The organism is Pseudomonas sp. 51_B (assembly GCF_017491595.1).
Classification (GTDB): domain Bacteria; phylum Pseudomonadota; class Gammaproteobacteria; order Pseudomonadales; family Pseudomonadaceae; genus Aquipseudomonas; species Aquipseudomonas promysalinigenes.
In genome coordinates, this window is record NZ_JAFGYW010000103.1 from 1 (window position 1) to 610 (window position 610).

Here is a 610-nt window from a genome sequence, read left to right on the forward strand (position 1 = left end):
GATCACGAACCAGGCCACAAGAGTGCGAGCAAACCCGCCTGCACGACTGACGTGGTATTTTCAAACCCAGCTCACAAAGCGAAAGATGACACCCTTGCTCTCCAGCCTCGGCGTCCGATCCGTCTACCAACCGTAATCGAACATGGAAATCAAAGCGATGTTCCGGGACGTATCGCTGTCGTCCCGCAATTTCTCCGAGATGCTGAGTCGAGAGTCGAAAGTTGTCGCTGCGCTCGCGGCGAAGAGCCCGCTGATGGCGCACGCGAATTGGCGACTCAAAGGGAATTCGCTCGAAGAAGCGACACTCTACCCGGCATTTGATGCAGACGGCTCGCCCTCTACTCCTGCATTGACAGTCTTAAACGAAGAGCAGCGCGGCAAGAAGCATAGCGCTTCCCATGCGGCGATATGGAATGGCAATACACGCCCCAACGAAGGCGCATCGATGTCGTGTCATGTATCAGACGAAAAGGTCTTACCGGACCGATTTTCGACACGTCTGGGCGTCCCCGACTGCTATGCGAAATCGCAAGATCTCGCAGACGTCGTCACTACCATTGTTGCCGCGTTCAATCCGCTTGTCGTAGAAGCATCGCCCGAGGGCTACTTC

1 protein-coding gene is annotated in these 610 nt (G+C 55.7%); it reads left to right on the plus strand.

Annotated elements, in window-relative coordinates; genetic code table 11:
- Nucleotides 1-142: 142 nt before the first annotated feature.
- Nucleotides 143-610 (plus strand): hypothetical protein (locus J5M56_RS23850; RefSeq protein ID WP_207937926.1); only part of this gene is annotated, 468 nt, incomplete at its 3' end.